The sequence below is a fragment of the Sphingopyxis sp. MG genome, from assembly GCF_002953155.1.
GTDB classification, from domain to species: Bacteria; Pseudomonadota; Alphaproteobacteria; order Sphingomonadales; family Sphingomonadaceae; genus Sphingopyxis; species Sphingopyxis granuli.
The window spans coordinates 403183-417407 of record NZ_CP026381.1 but is presented as its reverse complement, the minus strand read 5'-3'; the positions used below and the strand labels follow the sequence as shown (position 1 = coordinate 417407).

General features: G+C 65.0%; 11 protein-coding genes. 2 read left to right on the top strand and 9 right to left on the bottom strand.

The genetic code is table 11. The annotated features are described in order from the left end of the window. Positions 1–63 precede the first annotated feature (63 nt). From cueR to C3E99_RS01880, 5 genes are all read right to left on the bottom strand, one after another. The gene (gene cueR / locus C3E99_RS01900) at positions 64–513 is read right to left on the bottom strand and encodes a Cu(I)-responsive transcriptional regulator (protein WP_067105150.1); all 450 of its coding nucleotides are present in this window, start codon (positions 511–513) and stop codon (positions 64–66) included. Then, the gene (locus C3E99_RS01895) at positions 510–3026 is read right to left on the bottom strand and encodes a heavy metal translocating P-type ATPase (RefSeq protein WP_076074079.1); all 2517 of its coding nucleotides are present in this window, start codon (positions 3024–3026) and stop codon (positions 510–512) included. Before C3E99_RS01895 ends, cueR begins: the two co-directional genes overlap by 4 nt. Before the next feature lie 155 nt (positions 3027–3181). After that, a complete protein-coding gene (locus tag C3E99_RS01890; protein WP_104959330.1) occupies positions 3182–4804 on the bottom strand; it encodes a flavin-containing monooxygenase in 1623 nt (540 codons plus the stop codon). Between the two features lie 117 nt (positions 4805–4921). Then, on the bottom strand, positions 4922–6505 hold the full coding sequence (locus C3E99_RS01885) for an AMP-binding protein (protein WP_076073498.1): 1584 nt from the start codon (positions 6503–6505) through the stop codon (positions 4922–4924). Positions 6506–6517: 12 nt separating this feature from the next. Next, positions 6518–7282 carry an enoyl-CoA hydratase/isomerase family protein gene (locus C3E99_RS01880; protein ID WP_083674947.1) on the bottom strand — a complete coding sequence of 255 codons (765 nt, stop codon included), beginning with the start codon at positions 7280–7282 and terminating at the stop codon, positions 6518–6520. Between the two features lie 258 nt (positions 7283–7540). Here C3E99_RS01880 and C3E99_RS01875 point away from each other — a divergent pair, with 258 nt between their 5' ends. Continuing rightward, positions 7541–8302 carry an SDR family NAD(P)-dependent oxidoreductase gene (locus C3E99_RS01875; protein ID WP_076073494.1) on the top strand — a complete coding sequence of 254 codons (762 nt, stop codon included), beginning with the start codon at positions 7541–7543 and terminating at the stop codon, positions 8300–8302. Positions 8303–8306: 4 nt separating this feature from the next. On the opposite strand, the gene C3E99_RS01870 is transcribed toward C3E99_RS01875, so the two are convergent. The 4 genes from C3E99_RS01870 to C3E99_RS01855 form a co-directional block, all read right to left on the bottom strand. Next, positions 8307–9173 carry an SMP-30/gluconolactonase/LRE family protein gene (locus tag C3E99_RS01870; protein WP_076073493.1) on the bottom strand — a complete coding sequence of 289 codons (867 nt, stop codon included), beginning with the start codon at positions 9171–9173 and terminating at the stop codon, positions 8307–8309. A 93-nt stretch (positions 9174–9266) separates the two neighbouring features. Then, positions 9267–10106, bottom strand: coding sequence for an IclR family transcriptional regulator (locus C3E99_RS01865; RefSeq protein WP_234002563.1), 840 nt, complete (start codon positions 10104–10106; stop codon positions 9267–9269). 213 nt (positions 10107–10319) lie between these two features. Further along, the gene (locus C3E99_RS01860) at positions 10320–10769 is read right to left on the bottom strand and encodes a nuclear transport factor 2 family protein (protein ID WP_076073492.1); all 450 of its coding nucleotides are present in this window, start codon (positions 10767–10769) and stop codon (positions 10320–10322) included. Positions 10770–10851: 82 nt separating this feature from the next. Next, on the bottom strand, positions 10852–13581 hold the full coding sequence (locus C3E99_RS01855; protein ID WP_076073491.1) for a TonB-dependent receptor: 2730 nt from the start codon (positions 13579–13581) through the stop codon (positions 10852–10854). A 285-nt stretch (positions 13582–13866) separates the two neighbouring features. Here C3E99_RS01855 and C3E99_RS01850 point away from each other — a divergent pair, with 285 nt between their 5' ends. Beyond that, positions 13867–14211, top strand: a complete 345-nt coding sequence (locus C3E99_RS01850; protein WP_067105241.1) for a carboxymuconolactone decarboxylase family protein — start codon at positions 13867–13869, stop codon at positions 14209–14211. The last annotated feature ends 14 nt before the right edge of the window (positions 14212–14225 follow it).

The following is a 14225-nucleotide window of genomic DNA, read 5'->3' as shown; positions in this document are numbered from 1 at the left end:
CGGCCGTATGGGCCGGCGCGCGGGTCCGATCCGGCCCGCGCGCCATGCCCCCGGCCTAACGCGTCAAGGCTGATGCCGCAGCCTGCCGGTGCCGCCCGCGGCTTGGCCAGTCGAGTTTCCCTCCCCCGCCTCTTCCAGATCCGCCAGAATGGGGCAATCGGGCCGGTCGTCACCCGCGCAGCATTGGACTAGGGTGGTCAGCGTCGCCGCCATCTGTTCGAGCTGTTCGATGCGATCGCGGAGCCGGGCGATGTGCGCCTGCGCGATCCGCTTCACGTCGCCGCTGTGCCGCGATGTGTCGCGCCAGAGGTTCAGCAGGTCGTCGATCTCCGAAACCGCAAAGCCAAGGTCGCGCGCGCGGCGGATGAAGCGGAGCATGTGCACGTCGGACGGCGAATAGTCGCGATAGCCCGATTCCCTGCGCAGCGCCTTCGGAATCAGGCCGGTCCGTTCGTAATAGCGGATCATCTTGGCGGAAACGCCCGACGCCTTCGATGCCTGCCCGATGTTCATGCCGCCTCTCCCGCCGCGTCCTGCCCGGCCTGCACCGGTGCTTCGAGGGGCCGGAAGCCGCGCAGGCGCAGCGCATTGCCCAGGACGAAAACACTCGACATCGCCATAGCACCGGCGGCGAAGACCGGCGACAGCAGGATGCCCCACAGCGGATAGAGTATGCCCGCGGCAACAGGGATCAGCGCGATATTATAGGCGAAGGCCCAGAACAGATTCTGGCGGATATTACGGATCGCCGCGCGCGACAGCGCGATGGCTGTGGCGACGCCGCCCAGATGCCCCGACATCAGCACCACGTCCGCCGCCTCGATGGCGACGTCGGTGCCCGTGCCCACGGCAATCCCGACGTCCGCTTCGGCCAGCGCCGGCGCATCGTTGATGCCGTCGCCGACGAAGGCGACGCGGCCGTGCGCGGCCTTCAGGCGGCGGATCGCTTCCACCTTGTCGGCGGGCAGCAACTCGGCGACCACCGTGTCGATGCCGATCCGGCGCGCGATCGCGTCGGCGGTTCGGCGATTGTCGCCGGTCAGCACCGCCACGCGCAGGCCGAGCCGATGGAGCGCCGCGATCGCGGCCGGCGTCGTCGGCTTGATCGGGTCGGCCACGGCGACGACGGCGGCGAGGCGCCCGCCGATCGCGGCATAGAGCGGCGATTTGCCCTCCTGTCCCATCTGCTCGGCGACGGGAGCGAATGCGGCGACGTCGAGGCCGAGTTCGCGCATATAGCGGTCGGCGCCGATGTGGATCGCCTCACCCTCGACATCGGCCTTCACCCCGAAGCCGGTGATCGATTCGAAATCGACGACAGCCGGCAGATCGAGTCCCTCCGCCCGCGCCGCATCGACGATCGCGCGCGCGATCGGATGCTCGGATTTCGCCTCCACCGCCGCGATCCGCGCCAGGACACGGGCGCGATCGAACCCGTCCGTCACCCGGAAATCGGTCAGCGCGGGACGCCCCTCGGTCAGCGTCCCGGTCTTGTCCACCGCGACGACCGCCGCATCGCGCAGTAGTTGGAGCGCCTCCCCCTTGCGGAACAGAATGCCCAACTCGGCGCCGCGCCCGGTGCCCACGACGATCGCGGTCGGCGTCGCCAGTCCCATCGCGCAGGGACAGGCGATGATGAGCACGGCGACGGCATTGACCAGCGCCAAGGTCAGCGAAGGCGACGGCCCGACCCACAGCCAGACGGCAAAGGTCAGCGCGGCCACCGCGAAGACGGCGGGAACGAACCGCATCGTCACCCGGTCGACCAGCGCCTGGATCGGCAGCTTGGCCCCCTGCGCCTGCTCCACCATGCGGATGATCTGCGCGAGCATGGTTGCCTCGCCCACCGCGGTGGCGCGAAAGGCGAACGCGCCCTGCTGGTTCACCGTGCCGCCGATCAGCGCGTTCCCCACCGCCTTGGCAACGGGGATGGGTTCGCCGGTAATCATCGATTCGTCGACGAAGCTTCCGCCTTCGACCAGCTCGCCGTCCACGGGAATGCGCTCGCCGGGCCGCACGTCGACGATATCCCCCATGACGACCGCGCCGACCGGCACCTCGACCAGCGCGCCGGCGCGGCGGACGCGCGCGGTCCGCGGCTGCAACCCGATCAGCCGCTCGATCGCCGCAGACGTGCGCCCCTTGGCGCGCGCTTCCAGATAGCGGCCGAACAGGATCAGGGCGACGATGACGGCGGCGGCCTCATAATAGACGTTCACCGTTCCCGCCGGTAGCAGGTGCGGCGCAAAGGTCGCCACCAGCGAATAGGCGTAGGCCGCGAGCGTCCCGACCGAAACCAGCGCGTTCATGTCCGGCGCCAGACGGACCAGCGCCGGAATCCCGCTGCGGAAGAAACGGAGGCCGGGGCCGGCGAGCACCAGTGTCGTCAGCACGAACTGGACATGCCAGCTCGTCTGCACGCCGATGGTGCGGGCGACCAGGTGATGCACGCCGGGGATCAGGTGCGATCCCATCTCCAGCAGGAACACGGGCAGCGCCAGTGCGGCGGCGAGGATGACGTCGCGCTTCAGCGCGCGGCGTTCGGCATCCCGGCGCTCGTCGGCCTCCCCTTCGCGCTCGGCGCCGGTCCCGACCGGATGCGCCCGATAGCCCGCGCGCGCGATCGCCGCGACCAGCGCCGGAACCCCGGCGACACCGCGCACGCTGGCGCGTTCGGTCGCCAGATTGACCGACGCGCCGGTCACGCCGGGAACCGCTTTCAGCGCCTGCTCCACGCGTCCGACGCACGATGCGCAGGTCATCCCCTCGATCGCGAGTTCGGTCGCAGCGGCCGGCACACCGTAACCGGCCGCCTCGACCGCCCGCACCAGCGCAGCGCGGTCCACGGCTCCGCTTGCCCGGACGTCGGCGTATCCGGTCGCCAGATTGACGCTGGCGGCGTCGACACCCTCGACCCCGCCCAAGGCTCGCTCGACGCGCCCGACGCACGACGCGCAGTTCATGCCCTCGACAGGCAGGCGGATCGCCGAATCGACGGCATGATCCTTGATTTTCGCGGCCGGCATCGCCCGTCACCTCACGTGTCACCATGGGAACTGGCATCAGGATGCAGCTTCCCATCGTTGGAAGGTCAAGGGTGATAATGCGGGGCTCTACGGAGTCGACCGGCGGCCTTGCGCCGATGTCGGCTTGCTATGCGCTCGTCCCATTCACTGCAGAGTTACCGGAAGTCGAAATCGCGATATCCCCCGGCGGCGGCTTCGCTGCAAATCTCCCGATAACGGCCGAGCCCGCCGATATAGACGGGGAAGGTCCGCGGCTTGCCCGGCACATTGGCGCCGGTATACCAGGTATTGGCGGTGGGATAGAGCGAGCGCGAACCCAGTTCGCGCACCTTCGTCATCCAGTCTTCCTCAGCCTCGAGCCGCGGCTCGATCGAGCGAAAGCCGTTGGCGCGCAGGTGGGCGATGCAATCGCAAACCCAATCGACATTCTGTTCGTTGAGCAGGATGAAGTTGGCGAGTGCGGACGGACCGTTGGGGCCCGCAATGACGAACAGGTTCGGGAAGCCCTCGATCATCAGGCCAAGGTGCGACCGGCCGCCTTCCGCCCATTTGTCCTTCAGGCTGCGTCCGTCCTTGCCCTTGACGTCGATCGACAGCATGGCGCCGGTCAGCGCGTCATAGCCGATCGCGGCAATGATGATGTCGACCTCGACCTCACCCTGGTCGGTCCGAATGCCCTTTTCGGTAATCTCGACGATCGGATGCTCCAGGCAATCCATCAGCGTCACATTGTCGCGGTTGAACGCCTCGTAATAGCCGGTATCGAGACAGGGGCGCCGCGCAAAGATCGGATAGCCCCGCGGCGTCAGGCGGCGCGCGGTATCGGGATCCTCGACGACCTCCGCAATCTTGCCGCGAACGAATTCGGCAACCACCTCATTCGCTTCGCGGTTGGTCAGAATGTCCGAGAAGAGGCCCAGGAAGGCGAGGCCGCCATACTGCCACGCCCCTTCCATCAATTCGTCCCGCTCGGCAGGCGAAACGCTGAACAACGGGCGGTAGGTGATCGGCCGGACCCCGCCGGTCAGCGAGTGGCGCGCCGAGGCGCGCAGGTCGGAATAATATTTCTTGATGTGCGCGATGAAGTCGGGGGCGAGTTCACGATTCCGCATCGGCAGCGTAAAGCTGGGGGTGCGTTGATAGACGTAAAGCTGCGCCGCCTGTTCGGCGACGACCGGAACGATCTGGATACCCGACGATCCGGTGCCGATCACCGCCACCCGCTTGCCGGCGAAGTCGACCGGATGGTGCGGCCACTTGCCCGACAGATAAAGGTCTCCGCCGAAGCGGTCGGCCCCCGGGATGTCGACCTGCTTCGGCACCGACAGCGGGCCGGTCGCCATCAGGCAATAGGAGGCTTCGAACGTCGTGCCGTCGTCGGTCGTGATCCGCCACAACGCGGCATCCTCGTCATATTCGACCGCCGTCGCGCGCGTTCCAAAGCTGATGTCGCGGCGCAGATCCAGCTTGTCGGCGACGAAACGCGCATAGGCCAGGATTTCGGGCTGCGCGGCGAATTGTTCGCTCCACGTCCATTCCTGCTGAATCTCGTCAGAGAAGGAATAGCTGTAATCGATGCTCATCACGTCGCAGCGCGCGCCGGGATAGCGGTTCCAGTACCAGGTCCCTCCGACGTCGTCACCGGTCTCGATCGCGTGGGCGTTTAGCCCCATGCCGCGCGCCCGGTGAAGCGCATACATGCCGCCGAAGCCGGCACCGATGATCAGCGCGTCGAGCCTGCGCGGCGTCGTGGCGGCCCGATCGGAAGATTGCTTCATTGATGATTCCCCGAAGAAATTTGGAACTTGCCCCGTCGTTAATCGGCTTTTGCAGGCCACCAAGCGCGGCCGCCGGTGAAGCCCGAACATCACATGCGTGAAGGCGAACGCCGCTGGTCAGGCGGCGCCGATGCGCGCCCTTGCGAGTTCCATCCCTTGGCGATAGTCGCTCTTTCCGCTCGCGTGGCGCGGCATCGCCGCGACGCGAACGATCGTTCGCGGCTGTTTGTAGACGGCGAGGTCCTGCGACAGATGCGCCCGGATCGCCTTGTCATCCGGCGCGTCGCCCGCCTCGATTAACGCGGTCACGGCGCTGCCCCATCTGGGGTCGGGAAGGCCGAAGACCATTGCGTCGGCGATGCCCGGCACGCGCTTGAGCGCTTCCTCGACCTCTTCGACATAGACTTTCTCGCCGCCCGTGTTGATGCACAGGCTGCCGCGACCGAGCAGACGGAGCCGCCCGCCGGGCAGGCGCTCGGCCATGTCGCCGGGGATCGCGTAGCGCTGTCCGCCGATCGTCCGATAGACGCTCGCCGTCTTCTCCGGATCGCCGTGATAGCCAACCCCGAACGGCGGCCGGCGCGCAAGCCACCCCTGCCCCGGCTCGTCGTCGGCGAGCACCCGGTCGCTGTGCTGGTCGATGATGACGGTCTGCGGCCCGGGCTCGAACAGACCGGTCGGCGTCGTCCTGTCCCGGTTTGTAATGGCGTAGCCGAAGCCCGATGCTTCCGACGCGCCCAATATGTCGAGCAGCGTCAGATCGGGCAGCGCGGCGAGCAGCGCCGCCTTGACCTGTTCGGACCACATCAGGCCCGCCGAGGAAATGAGGCGCAGCGTCGAAAGGTCCCATCGCCCGGGATGCGCGAGCAGCGCGTCGGCCATCGGCCGCGCAAAGGCATCGCCGACGATCAGGATGCGCGTGACGCGATGACGCTCCGCCTCGTCCCACAGGCCGGCGGCATCGAAGCGGTCCGAAGGCAGAAGCACCGCGGTGCCGCCGATCAGCAATTCGGCAAGCGAACTGTTGAGCCCCGCGCCATGCATCAGCGGACATGCCGGCATCACGCGTCCGGCCGTGCCCCTGCGAACCTGGGCGATATGGTCGTCCATGCTTTCGGGCGTCGCGGCCGCGACGGGCGATTCGAGCTGCGAGCGCCGGGCATCGGCAGAGCGCCACATCACGCCCTTCGGCCGGCCGGTGGTCCCGCCAGTATACAGCAGGTAGCCGTCGTCGGGAGAACGCGCGATCCCCAGCGGGGCCGGGTCGCCCTGCGTGACGGCGGCGTCATAGGCGCCCGCTCCGCCGATCTGCACCGCGTGGATCAGGTGGTCGATCGCCCCGCCGATCAGCGGGGCGACGACGGGCGCGAACTCGTCCTGATAGAACAGGCCGGCGGCCTGGCAGTCGCGCAGCACATATTCGATCTCTGCGGTGGTGTAGCGATAGTTGAGATTGACGTGCGTCAGCCGCGCCTTGAAGGCGGCGGCGGCGACCTCGATGAACTCGGGAATGTTGCGCGCAAGGATGGCGACCCGGTCGCCCGGCGCCAGCCCGGCCGCCATCATCGCGCGCGCCAGGCGGTTGGTGCGGGCATCGAAATCCGCCCAGCTGGTCACATCGTCGCCGCGGATGATCGCAGGCCGTTCGCCGGGGACATGCGCCGCCGTCACGTCCAGGATATCACCGAAATTCCAATCCATGGGAAATCCTACTCAGCGGCCGAGGAAGACGGGCGGGCGTTTCTCGACGAACGCCGCCACGGCTTCCTGCGCGTCGTGCGATGTCGACAGTCTCGCCGTGTTGCCCTGCTCGTAGATATAGCCGTCGCGCAGCGTCATATTCTCGATCGTGCGCATGCTGTCCTTTGCAAGGCGCGTCGCCAGCGGGCTTTTCGATGCGATCACGGCCGCCATTTCGAGGCAATAGGGGAGGAGGTCGCCGGCCGGCAGGCAGGCTTCGATGACCCCGCGCCGATAGAGTTCCGCGGCAGGCGCACGGTAACCGGTCAGCATCATCCGGCGGACCAGCGAATGCGGCAGCAGGCGTCCCGCATGCTTGCCGCCTCCCATCAAGCCGACGTCGATTTCGGGGAGTCCGAACACGGCATCCTCCGATGCCACGATGATATCGCAGCTCGCCACCAGCCCGAGGCCGGCGCCGAGGGCCGGCCCGTTGACCGCAGCGATCACCGGCTTGGCGCAGTCGGCGATCGAATAGCCGACCTCGCGCACCACGCGGTTGCGGCGCCAGCGCGTGCCGGGCACCGACAGATCGGGACGGTTCTTGAGGTCCGCCCCCGCGCTGAAGCAACGCCCCGCACCCGTCAGGACGACGGCACGTATCTCGTCGCGATCGTTGAAGCTGTCGAAGGTGTCGGTGATCTCTTCGAGCATGGCAAGCGCGGCCGCATTGACCGGCGGATTGTCGAGCGTCACCAATGCGACGTGGTTTTCGATTTCGGTGCGGACATTGCCCATCAGGTTTCTCCCATATCGGCGGGAAGATGGCATCGTCCGCTCCGATCCCTTCGGAAAAGCCGCACCGGACGGCGAAAATCTCATCTGAGAAACTTGGCGCTCGGTCCTGGGTCCGGGCGGCATCGCCCCTGTGATATCGCACCGCCGACCGCATCGCCGGTTGCGATTTCCGCCGTAACGTCGAACGATTTCCTGCGGTCATAACGGGGCAGCCGCATCGACGGCATCGACCGGCCCCTTCCACATCCAGGATCGATCATGGCAAACGAACTCGATGGACGTATCGCGCTGGTGACCGGCGCATCGCGAGGGCTGGGCCGGGACATCGCCGCGCGGCTCGCGGCGGCAGGGGCAGCGGTCGCGCTCGTCGACCGCAAGGCGCGTTGGTGCGAGGATTTTGCACAGGAGATCGAATCGGCGGGCGGACGGGCGATCGCCCTTGGCTGCGACGTCTCGGATCGCGAGGCGCTCCACGCGGCCTTCGATGCCGCGGTCGAGGCGCTCGGCGGCCTCGACGTGGTCGTCAACAATGCCATGTGGACCCGCTATGCGCCGGTGGAGGAGATCGAGAAGGAGAGCCTCGATCGGATGCTCGGGGTCGGGATTGCCGGAATCGTCTGGGGAACGCAGGCGGCGGCGAGATACATGCGGCCGCGCGGCGGCGGAGCCATCGTCAATATCGCCTCGGTTTCGGCGCGGATGGGCCTGCCCAACGCCATGGTCTATTGCGGGATCAAGGCAGCGGTAGAGGGAATGACGCGTTCGGCCGCCATCGAACTCGCGCCTGCGGGCATCCGCGTCAACGCGGTCGCTCCCTCGACGATCGCCACCGAAGGCGTGCGCGCGATGCTCGACGAAGCGGCCTTCGCCGCGCGCGTGGCCAGCACGCCGCTGGGCCGCCTGGGCGAAACCATCGATATTGCCGAGGCCGTTCTCTTCTTCGCCGACAGCACGCGGTCGGGCTTCGTCACCGGGCAATCGCTGCTGGTCGACGGCGGCATCTCGATCGCGCTGCGGTGATCGCTCAGCGATAGACGCCTTCGACCAGCCCGGTGACGCCCAGCCCGCGAATGACCGTGATCCGGCCCGCATCGGGATGGTCCGCGACAAGCCGGTGCCCCGAATTGGCGATGCTCGTCAGATAGAGCGTATCGAGACCCGGACCGCCGAACGCGGGACAGGAGGGATAAGGAAGCGGCAGCGGGATCGAACGCAGCAATTGGCCCTCGGGCGAATAGCAGGCAACCGCCTGCGCCAGCACCAGCGCGACCCAGATATGTCCTTCACTGTCCACCGTCGCGCCGTCAGGCGGGGATCCCTGGTCGCGGCAATCGACCAGATCGGTTCGCGGCCCGATCGTTCCGCTGTCCCCGGCATAATCGTAGCGCCTCAATATTCCGTCCATGCTGTCGGCGAAATAGAGCGTGTCGCCATCGGGCGAGAAACAGATGGCATTGCCGATGGTGACGCCGTCTTCGAGCCGTTCGCACCCGCCGTCGGCGTCGAGCCGGAACAGGCCGCCGGCTCGGACATTGGCCCCGGTGCACATCGACGCAGAGAGAAAGCGTCCGCACCGATCCGCCTTGCCATCGTTGAGCCGCGTCGCGGGTGCCATCTCGGGCTGGGCAATCGGCACCAGCTTCGCGCCATCGGGATCGAACCGGTAGAAGCCGTCCGCCAGTGCGACGAGCAGCCCCTCCTTGGCGAGCCCGATGCTGCCGATCGGCTGATTCAGCACCCAATGCTCCGCATCCTGCCCTTCGGCATCGCATGCATGGAGCGTCGGGCCGGTCGAATCGACCCACCACAGCCGTTCCGAACGATGGTCCCACAATGGGCTTTCACCCAGACCGGCAACCCCGACCGGCAGCAAATCGATTTCCACGGGCATCGGCACTTCCTCTCTGCCCGCACGATAGACGGCGGTCGGATGCGCGCCCTGCAGACGAGGTCTCCAGCGCAGTTTATCGCGACTGTGATGGCGTCATTCGGCGGCGACGGCCAATTCGTCGAGGCAATCGTCCAGGTCGGGGGCCGGACGATCCTCCTGCGGATAGCGCAGACGAAACTCCGTGATCGTGTTCCGCATGATTTCCACCAGTTCGGCGCGCCGCGGAGACAGGCGCTCGGTCGTCCCGCCGATACCGATGACGAGCGGTATTCCGTGCAGGGTCTCCCCGAGCGGCATGGCGATCGAACCGATGCCGGGCACCGGATGATCCGGCCAATAGCAATAGCCCGTATGCCGTATCCAGCGGATATGCTGCATCACGTCGGGCAAGGAGATCCTCTGGCCCGGATTCAGCTCGTAATAGTTGGAATAGCGATAGATCTTGTCGATTTCGCGGTCGCGCATCTGGCTCATCAGCGCCATCCCCGAGGAGGCATCGAGCATCAACCGCATCTCCCCGGTATTGGGGGGCCGCTTGTGCGGATGGTCGGGAACCCGCATCATCATATATTGGATGAACAGGTCGTTCTGCGTGACGAGGACCACCGTCTCGTCGGTAAGTCGAAAAAGCTCGTCGATCAGCCAATGATAACCATTTGCCAGGGCAATGTGGCTGAATATCCAGCTTCCGAGAGACGCGACCTGCAAGGTGGGAAGATAGGTGCGCGTGGCCCGATTGTAATTCAAATACCCCTCGATCACCATGCTCTTGAGCAGATTCGTGGTGCTCGACTGAGGATAGCCGAGCGCCGAGTAAATCTCGTTGAGCCGTAACGGCGTGCGACGATCACGGAACAGCTCCAGCACTTCGAACGTGCGCGAAGCCGATTTGACGGGCCTGCGTTTCATCTCTCCACCCAACTGCTGCGGCATAATGCCGATCAGTCATTTGTCGCCTCGAGGCGATCTCTGCGATGCCCATGAAGGATGAATGGCAGACAGACTCCACCCAAACCGCCATGTCTGCCAAGCATATCACATACGTGATTCCGCTGAAAGCGCGATGCGACGAGACGGGCCCGGGCTCCCCGGGACCCATCCGGGCTGTCGCGGCGGACTGCTGCCGTGGCGGCGAGCCAAGCCTTTTCAGGCAGGCGGCGCGGATTTCTTGTCGATGAGCTTTCGCATCGTCCGCCGCACGATCCGCCACCCCTCCGGCCGCAATTCAAACCGGTCGCGATATTCCGTGACCATTTCCGTTCCCCGCAGCGGCACGGGCAGCGCGCCGTCGCCCCACGGCCCATCGACGATCAACGCGATGCAATAACCTTCCGCTTCGGTCGGCCCCGTGACAGTCACGAGCGGGTTCTGGAGGAGGTGCAGGTTGAAGACCTTCTTCTGACGCGATTCGAAGTAGGACCGAATGGCATCCTGCCCGGCCAGGGTCCGCGGCGTGTCGTTCACGAGTTCCCAAATGGCATCGGCCGAAAAGACCGAAAGGAACAGGTCCGCATCCCGTGTATCGAGCCCGACGCAATAGCGGGTCATCAATTTCCGGCACGCCGCTTCGATGAGCAGTTCGTCTTCGCTCCGCATGACAGTCGCTTTCCCTGATAGAACGGCAATGTTCGAACGGACGGCGGCATCGCAAGGGTGCCGCCGTCCGGCCGGCCCCCTTTTAAAAAGCCTTGGAAATCGAGATGGCGTAGATGCGCGGCTCGCGCAGAAACGCCCGCGCGGTCAGGCCGATCGAATCATCGTTATAGAGGTAATCGGTCGTCGCACGATTGTTCGTCACATTCTTCACGTAGAATTCGACGTCCAGCATCATCTCCTCCTGCGTGAACTTGAGGCTGAGATTGAGATTTTCCCAGGCCGGCAGATAATCCACCGCGGCGTTATAGGGCCGGGCGAAAGAGCTCCCCTGGCGATAATAGTCGCCGCGCAAGGTGGTCGACCAGCTGTCGCTCAGGTTCCAGCGATATTCGGCGCCGAAGGAAACGGTCCAATCCGGCGCATTGGGCAGCTTGTTTCCGGCAAGATTGGCCGGTGCCCCTTGCGTGGGGACCAGTCCCATCGACGCATAGGTCCCGCCGCAGATGTTGAACATGGAATTCGGATTGCCCGAAATTCCAGCCACTTCCGGCGCCCCGTTGCTCCGCTGCACGATCGCGACGAAGTCCGCGAGCGCCGCCTTCGGCACGACGCACACCGAAGCCGAGCCGTTCTTCACGATGGCGAGATCGGCGTCGCCCTGGGTGCGATCGAACAGATCGAGCGAGGTGCCGTTCTTGATCTTCGAGTCCAGAAGACCACCGGTGAAATTGAAGCGGAGACCATCGAGCGGCCGCGCAACCGCTTCCAGTTCCAGTCCCATCACCCGTGCGTCGACATTCTCGGTCACATTGACCCGATTGACGAACTTGGAAATCTGATAGTCCTTATAGTCGTAATAGAAGGCCGACGCATTCAGCGACAGCGCGCCGTTCAGAAGCGTGTTCTTCGTTCCGATCTCCAGGGCATTGACATATTCCGGTGCGAAGGTCGCCCCGACGTCGGGCGTCACGGGGTTGAGGCCGCCGCCCTTGTATCCGCGCGACGCGAACGCATAGACGAGGGTCGAGTCCGTCCAGCTCAATTCGGGCTTCCAGTCGATCCCGATACGTCCCGTGAATGCCTCGAAGCTGGCCTTGAGGGCGGCCGGCACGCCGGCCGGATAGCCCGACCCGGGCGTAAGAAGCCGTGCCGGAATATTGTCGAGCCGCTTGTCGTCCTTCGTATACCGTGCGCCGGCCGTGAGCTTCACCGTATCGGAAAGCTCGAAATAGAGTTCTCCGAAACCGGCGTAGGAATGCAGCCGGTAGGGCTGATAGCTCAGGAAATAATTATGCCCCTGACCCATCAGGCTCGAGTCCGGATCGATATAGATGCAGCTGTTGTCGCCGATGGCACAGGAAGCACCACCGTTCGCGACATTGGCGAAGGCGGTCAGCGTGTGCGAATAATTGCCGGCGGCCTGAACCAGCCGGTAGTCCAGATAGTTTCCGCCGATGCTGAAGTTGAAAGGACCGGAAAAGGACGAAGCCACCCGCAATTCGTGGAAATGCTGCTTGCTCGTCCGATCGTTCGAGTTGAGGTACATCAGCCTGTCATAGGCGCCCAACTGCGGATCGTTCACGATTCCGCCGGGATAAAGGGCGGTCGAATTGAATGCGATCTCCGGGTACACCAAAAGCGCATCCTGCCGCGAAGCGGTCCTGCCGGTCTGATACGACCCCAGATATTCGACGCGGATGCTGTCCGTCGCGTCCCAGGTCAGGCCGCCCTGATAGATGTCCTGCTGCGCCACATAGGCCGGCGTGACCGGCGTGGCGACCTGGTCGAAGCCCGGGATCTGCGTCTGGCCGGCAAATACGTCACCCGAAGCAAGGCCGGCCCGATAGGCGGCAAGGCCGAAGAATGTAGCCAGCGAATTGGGAAGCGCCGTCGCCTTCCCCGGCGTCAGCACCTCATTCGCGCAGCCCTGGCTCAGCAACCCCCTCACAATGGGATTGGTGATGTCCACGCCGCCGAGCGAAGCCGGGCCGGGGTCCGCGGCGCACACGCCCTTGCCCGTGGTGAGCCGGTCGTCGTCCTCGCGAAAGCGCTGCCAGGTGAAATAGCCGCTGAGGCGATCCGTCGGCGTGAAGCCCAGCGTCGCGCGGAACGAATACATGCTGCGGCCATCGATCGTGTCGCCGTTCATCAGATTGCGGACATAGCCGTTCCGGTCGAACATGCTGGTCGCCAGCCGCAGGCTCAAAACATCCTGGGCAAGCGGAATGTTGACCATGCCCCGGAACTTGCGGCCGCCATGGTTGGTGAATTCGGCGTTCAGCGACGCCTCGAAGTCATCGGTCGGGCGCGCAGGAATGACATTGATCACGCCGCCCGTCGCATTCCGGCCGTATAGCGTGCCTTGCGGTCCGCGCAGCACTTCGAGCCGCTGGACGTCGTACAGGTCCATCTGGAAGAGGCGGTTGTCCGTGACCGGCGCACCGGCGAAATGGACCCCGGTCGCCGAATCGCTCGATCCGGAGAACGCCTTCGTCCCGATGCCGCGGATGGTGACATTGTCCCCGCGCTGCCCCTGCGCGAAGGTCATGTTGGGCACGCCCGTCTGGATGTCGAGACCGCCCTCGATCTTCTGGGCTTTCAATGTCTCGGTGCCGAATGCCGACACGGCAATCGGCACATTCTGCAGGCTTTCCTCGCGCCGCTGTGCCGTGACGACGATGTCGCCGGCACCGACGGTTTCCGCGGAGGCGTTCGCGTCTTCCGCTGCCTGATACCCGAAAGCAGGACCGGCCACCATGATGGTGGCGGCCGAGGCGCTCGATAGACAAATCTTCCTGATAGAAATATTCATTTACAACTCTCCCACAGACCTTATTCCATTTGAAATTAATTGTGATCTATTCATAAGAAAGAAATAAAATTAGTTCCTATATTTCATTCTCGAAAAACGATATTTTATAAGAGAAACATACAATCGGCGCCCCCGTCTGTCGCCATCGCGCGGGAACATTCGTCCGTTATTCAAGATGTGATTATCCGTCACCTTTCGGCGCGACGCTTCGCGACGTCATCGATGATCGACAAAAGGCCCGTGACGGCCGGATGGCATCTCAGCGGCCAATCGACGGAGGATGGAATGATCGACTGGAAAGAGTATCGCGAAGCGCTGATGGGCCGGATCGGCGAGCTCGGCGCCTTGTCGCCGGACACTGTCGGCGGCTACATGATGGCGAGCGGCGCCGGTGCTAAAACCGATTGCCTCGACGCGAAGACCCGGGAACTGATTGCCTTGGCCGTGGCCGTCACGACCCGTTGCGATGGCTGCATCGCGGTCCATTCGGACAAGGCGGTAAAGGCGGGGGCCGGCAAGGGAGAAATTGCCGAAGCTCTCGGCGTCGCGGTCGCGCTGAACGCGGGCGCTGCGCTCGTTTATTCCGCCCGCGCGCTCGATGCCGTTTCGGCAGCGGAATCCGCTTCCTGACCGGACTTCATGGC